This window comes from Protofrankia sp. Cr1 (assembly GCF_963555865.1).
In the GTDB taxonomy this organism is placed as follows: Bacteria; Actinomycetota; Actinomycetes; order Frankiales; family Frankiaceae; genus Protofrankia.
The window spans coordinates 1-5,270 of sequence record NZ_CAUVXO010000369.1 but is presented as its reverse complement, the minus strand read 5'-3'; the positions used below and the strand labels follow the sequence as shown (position 1 = coordinate 5,270).

Below are 5,270 nucleotides of genomic sequence, written 5' to 3'. Positions count from 1 at the left end.
GCTAGGGCCTGCCAGGGTGGCGGCCGAATTTCAGGGCCGCCGCCTACAGATGTCACCGCCACAGGCAGTGGGCAGTGGACCCCAACTCGGCTTGGGGTCCACTGCCTGTGTTCAGTATGCCGGCGTGCGGCAAGGCGACGGTTTCCTTCGGACAGCTCGATCTGATCGATACCAAGCCGCCCGCCCGGCGGCCGGCGCCGCTCCTCAGGACCGCCGCGCCTACGTTCGGCGTCTTCCGATACGGCGGCGTCGGGGGTCGACCGCCCATCGCAGCCCGGCCCGGGTCCTTTGCGCCTCGATTTTCTCCGCTCGCAATACCCGACAACGCACCCGCGGTGCTGGTCTGCGCCAACGCATTCGACCGCCTGACCACCGATCTATCCGCTGAGGGTCTTTCGGCGGAGAAAGCGCGGGAACGAGCCGGGTCGTTTCTCACCTCAACCTTGGTGCACGAGCACACGCATGCGGTCCTCGCGACCGGTCTCGACCAGCAGGGCCTCGTCGCAGCCACCGTGGGGACGAGACTGTGGTCGACGGGAAGAAAATTGAACGAGGCTCTGACCGCGTGGACGCAGCGCCACTTTCATCGAGATAACCCAGCCGCGTTCAAAGAATGCACCCGCTACATAGAGACCGATGACTACCCGGCCTGGCCCTACCGCGGCGCGGCTACGCTTGAACGTCTCTTCGCCGATGACGGGCTGGCCGCGATTCGCCGTTTCGTACGCATGTTGCGCGAGGCCCCGGACATCGCCCAACGCGAATTCCACGCACTTGTACGGACATGACGTCGAGACGCGCACTCGGCACGGTCCCCCAGGAACGAAATGGGTTGTGGTCGGGACCTCAGAGGTCGAGGAAGTAGCGCAGCACCTTGCGGATGGTGGCGAGCGTTGCACCGTCCACGGTTCCTAGCCTCGCTCATTTACGCCATGATCGGCTTCGGTTCTGGTCTTGTCACTCGCTGTTTTGATGTTGGTTTTCGGTGTGTGGGCAGGGGTGGGTGCCTGACTGTCGGGCCGGGTGGGCGCCGGCTCGACGGGCCGGAAGCGGTCCTTTCGTCTCGTCGGGGCGGTGGGGGTGTGTCGGTCGGGGGCGGGCAGGGCCTGGATGCGGGTGAAGGCGGTGGCCAGGGCGTCGGCCCAGGGCCGGGTTTCGGGGATGCGGAGCCGGCGGCGGCGCTGGCCGTGGATGATCCGTCCGGCGGTGTGCAGCAGCCGGTAGCGGACGGTTTCGGGTTCGGCTTTCGCCAGCTCACCGTCCAGGCCGAGGAGGGCCGGCCAGGCCAGCAGGTCGAAGGCCATACCGACGGCGACGCACCACACGCTGCTGATCGTGAATTTGTGGGATGGGAGCCGGCGCAGGCCGGTGTCCTTGCCGCAGCGGATACGGGATTCCGCCCGGGCCTGGACGCGGTGGCAGGCCTCCAGGAACGGGATCTGTCCGGTGGGCAGGTTGGTGGCGGTGACCTGGAAGCGGAAGCCCTCGTGCTGTTCGAACAGTGACAGCAGATCGTCACGGTACGGTTCGGGGATCTGGGTGATCGCCTCGTCGAGGACGGCGATGTTGTCGGCCGCGGTGTTCGCGCCTGCCCGACCCGGCCGGGGCCGGATCACTACTGTGTTCCCCAGATCCCGGCCACCGTCACCCGCCACGTCGGTCAGCACCCGGCCCCGATCGTGCGTGGGGAACTGGCGGGTGCCCGCCGGCGCCGCCGACCGCGACCGACAGCCCCTTCGACCAGCCCGTAGACTTCGCCTGGGAAGTACCTCTTGATTCCGTTGACGACATGGACTTCAGACACCCGTATCGTCCCAGCTCAGAGGCACTTTTCCGTTCCCGGCCCGCCACGACCGATTAGATCAACAGCAATTGGCGTGAATAGCCGAGGCTAGGATTGGCCAGATTGTGGGTGGCCGAGCGAAGCGCCTAACGCAGTGTGGACGCGAGTGCCTGACAAGCCGTTGAGCTGCTTTTTTGGCCTTCGAGATTCGGAGCATGGGCGAATGGACGAAACCGTTGGCTGGGCAGTGGACGACACCGTTGGCTGGGCAGTGAGCGTGCCCCGAGGCTACCGAGTTGATACTTGGCGCGTGGTGGAGCCGGTCGCCAGCGGAAGCTGGGGCAGTGTCTACTGCGGCGAACTGGTAGCACCGGACGGCCCCGTGGCCGAAGCGGGCGTTGCCGTCGCTGGCACTGACGCCCAGGAAACCCCCGCCGCATCTGGTGCATCTCGCGCGCCTGATATCCCTGATACCGCCGGGCTGCCCACGCAAGCGGCGCTGAAGTTCATTCCGACCGGTACGCTTTCCGTCCGGCAGCTCGCGCACGTGAAGGCGATGGTCACTCGCGAAACCGAGCTCCACCGCAGGCTGCGTCATCCTCGCCTCGTCCGGCTTTACCAGGCGCTGACCGTCGATGAAGCGGACCGGCCCGATCTGGACGGCGCGACTGTGCTCGTGATGGACATGGCCGACGAAAGCCTCGATGACCTGGTACGTCGTTCGCATGGGCCGGTCCCAGACGCCGAGCACCTGATCGTACAGGTGTGCGAAGGAATTGCGTTCCTTCATTCTCGAGAGTGGATCCACGGCGATCTCAAGCCGGCGAACATCTTGCGGATGGCGGACGGGTCAATTCAACTGTCCGACTTCGGTCTGGCCGCCGAACTCGACGGAACTCATGGCTACCTGCCGCGATACGGCTCGCTGGACTACGCCCCCGCCGAACGCTTCGCCGTACCGCTGACCGAGCGTGGTGCAGCGGTCCGTACCACGCTGGATGTCTGGGCGCTCGGGGTCACTGCGCACATCCTGCTTGCTGGCCGTCATCCCTTCCCAGGTCTGACGGTCCGCGCGCGGGTCGCGGCGGTATCGGAGTATGTCGCGGGCCGCTGCGGCCTGTCGCTCGCTCCCGAAATCTCGCCCGGCTGGCGTGCGTTTGTGGCGGACTGTCTCGCACAGGACCACGAAACGCGACGCCTTCACACCGCGGAGGACCTGCTCGGGCGGGCGAGGCGGCTCGCCGAAACCGGTGGATCACCTGATGCGGATGCGTCACCGGCGCCCGGCCCCGCGATCGCGGCCACCATTGCTGGCACCGCGCCATCGCCGACCGAGGGTCAGTCGGGCACGTCGCTACCGGATACGCAGCTGCCTGAAATACATGGGGCTGACCGCCACGGGACCGTTTCACCTGGACCATCGCGACGAAGACCCCGCATGAGGGTCGCGGTGGGTGCGGCTGGTTTGCTCCTGTCGGCAGCAGCGGCAATCACGATCACAATGGTTATCTTGCCTGGAGGCGAACAGCCCACTCCCCTCGGCACCAGGCCGCCGTCGGTGGCCAGCGAGAGCGGCGGTGCGGACGTGGCGCGCTGGCTCAATACCGAGGCCGGAATACCAGCCGAGTACTACCGCCTGATCATCCAGGCCGGCACCATATGCGACGACCCGCACATCAGCCCCGCACTGGTCGCGGCGATGCTCGAGGCGGAGAGCGGCTTCGACCCAAACCTGAGTGACCCCGCAGGTGACGAATACGGTATAGCTCGCTGGACACCACATGTGCTTCAATACTACCTCCCGCCCGGACAGCGCAGCGAGACGCCCAAGCCGCCGTTCTCGCCGGAGGAATCGATCCCCGCCGTAGGGCGCTATCTATGCGTTCTCGCCCCACAACTCGAAGAGGTTCCGGGCGCCCCCGAGCTTCTGCTGGCGGCTGCCTACCGGTCCTCCGCGGACCACGTCCGCGCTGCGGGAGGGATCCCCGCTCGTTGGGTGAAATACACCGAACGGGTGACCCAGAACCTAGTCAGGTACCGACCGCGAGGCCAGACGGGCTGACCCGGAGCGATGGCGAGGCGATTGCGCGCTGGACGAGTGCGGCGGGCAAGTCATGGTCAAGCAGCGCGATGTGCTCGACGCGCACGAGGTCAAAACGCAGCGCGAGGGACACCAACGCCGCTCGCTGCCAGTCCGCCCGAGCACCGGGGACGTCGGCTGAAGGTCTGCGGATCCTAAGCTTGGTGCGGGCGAGGTAATCGATGTGGAAGCCCACGGCGCTGCGGCTGAGATCGCCGCAGTCGGGGTGCTTTGCCAGCCGGCGGACGACATCAGGTACTGACGGGATGACCGCCGACGCGCCGTCGCGAAGCCGAGGTTCGCACAACGCCACGAGAACCAGGAAGTACTTGGCGGTCTGGTCGAGTGGATAGGCCGAGGTCGTCGCATCCGGTCCGGCCGGCGCGATGGGCGACTGGTCGAGGTATGTGTGCTGATGCGCGAAGACAAGGAAACTGACCCGGGTAACACCCGCTGGAAGGACGACACGAGAAAACTCGAACGGCACCGGCATGTCCAGCCGTCGTGGCGCGACCTTGACAAACTCGCCGCCACCCTCGGGATTCTCGACCACGTAGGTTCGGTCGGGCGAGAGGTTGCTGATTGTCCAGAAGTCCTCGGTCGCCCGGACGCGGCCGGCCGTTCGGGACACGCCTGGGTGGCTGAGTTCGATGTCCACAGGATGACCTCGCCCGCCCCGCCCGAATATCGCTTCCTCGCCCGATCCGAGTTCGCGTACCAGGGGTGACGGGGCTAATGCATGATTAGCCGTCGGGTCTTGGGGAACCTGTACCAGGACCGTGTTCACACCGACTCCTTAGCCATGGCACTGGAAGATGATCGCATATCAGTGTGTCACGGCGGCAGCCGTGGCGGGACGGGATCCGGGGCCACCTGGCCTAGTTTCACCCCGCATCCCGGCGGTGACCCCCGCCTACCGGCGGCCGCCGCTCTCATCGATCACATGACATCGAGTCCATTAGCCCAGGGCCTTTCAGTAGGCCTGATCGCGAGAGCGCGCCGCGGAAATGGAAGTTTCCCTCTACCTGGACGATGGGCTTGTCTAAGGACCATCGTCCAGGCGAGGGCGTACCCGCAGGGTGAAGCGTAACTTCCTCGCGTCCTCGTTCCACGCAGCCCGCTCGGCTACATGTGGTTGTACCAGCTCTGGTTCTTGCCGCTGTTGCACTCCCATGTGCGGAGGCCGCCGTCTAAGGTCTGGTCAAGGCAATGACCGGTGGCCTGGTTCTGGAATCTGCGGGTCTTGTCGGCCCAGTACACGACCCACCAGCTCTGGTTTTCGCTGCTGTTGCACACCTCTGATGAGATGCTGCCGATACTGAAGCTGTCGTTTATGCAACGTCCGGTGTCGACGTTCCCCAGGCGGACTGTGCCGTCCCCCCACTGGTGAACGACCCAGCGTTGATC

The 5,270-nt window shown here is 65.8% G+C and carries 5 protein-coding genes; 2 read left to right on the top strand and 3 right to left on the bottom strand.

The genetic code is table 11. The features are described from left to right. Window positions 1-107: 107 nt before the first annotated feature. Window positions 108-788, top strand: coding sequence for a hypothetical protein (locus tag U9980_RS21535; protein WP_322769583.1), 681 nt, complete (start codon window positions 108-110; stop codon window positions 786-788). A 123-nt stretch (window positions 789-911) separates the two neighbouring features. Here U9980_RS21535 and U9980_RS21530 read toward each other — a convergent pair whose 3' ends face one another. Beyond that, window positions 912-1,667 (bottom strand): transposase, encoded by a 756-nt coding sequence (locus tag U9980_RS21530; RefSeq protein ID WP_322769582.1) that lies wholly within the window; start codon window positions 1,665-1,667, stop codon window positions 912-914. 426 nt (window positions 1,668-2,093) lie between these two features. Here U9980_RS21530 and U9980_RS21525 point away from each other — a divergent pair, with 426 nt between their 5' ends. Further along, the gene (locus U9980_RS21525; protein WP_322769581.1) at window positions 2,094-3,845 is read left to right on the top strand and encodes a protein kinase domain-containing protein; all 1,752 of its coding nucleotides are present in this window, start codon (window positions 2,094-2,096) and stop codon (window positions 3,843-3,845) included. On the opposite strand, the gene U9980_RS21520 is transcribed toward U9980_RS21525, so the two are convergent. Continuing rightward, window positions 3,814-4,650 carry a hypothetical protein gene (locus U9980_RS21520; protein ID WP_322769580.1) on the bottom strand — a complete coding sequence of 279 codons (837 nt, stop codon included), beginning with the start codon at window positions 4,648-4,650 and terminating at the stop codon, window positions 3,814-3,816. The two genes, U9980_RS21525 and U9980_RS21520, sit on opposite strands and share 32 nt — an antisense overlap. Before the next feature lie 338 nt (window positions 4,651-4,988). Next, on the bottom strand, window positions 4,989-5,270 hold a 282-nt coding region (locus tag U9980_RS21515; RefSeq protein ID WP_322769579.1), incomplete at its 5' end, for an RICIN domain-containing protein.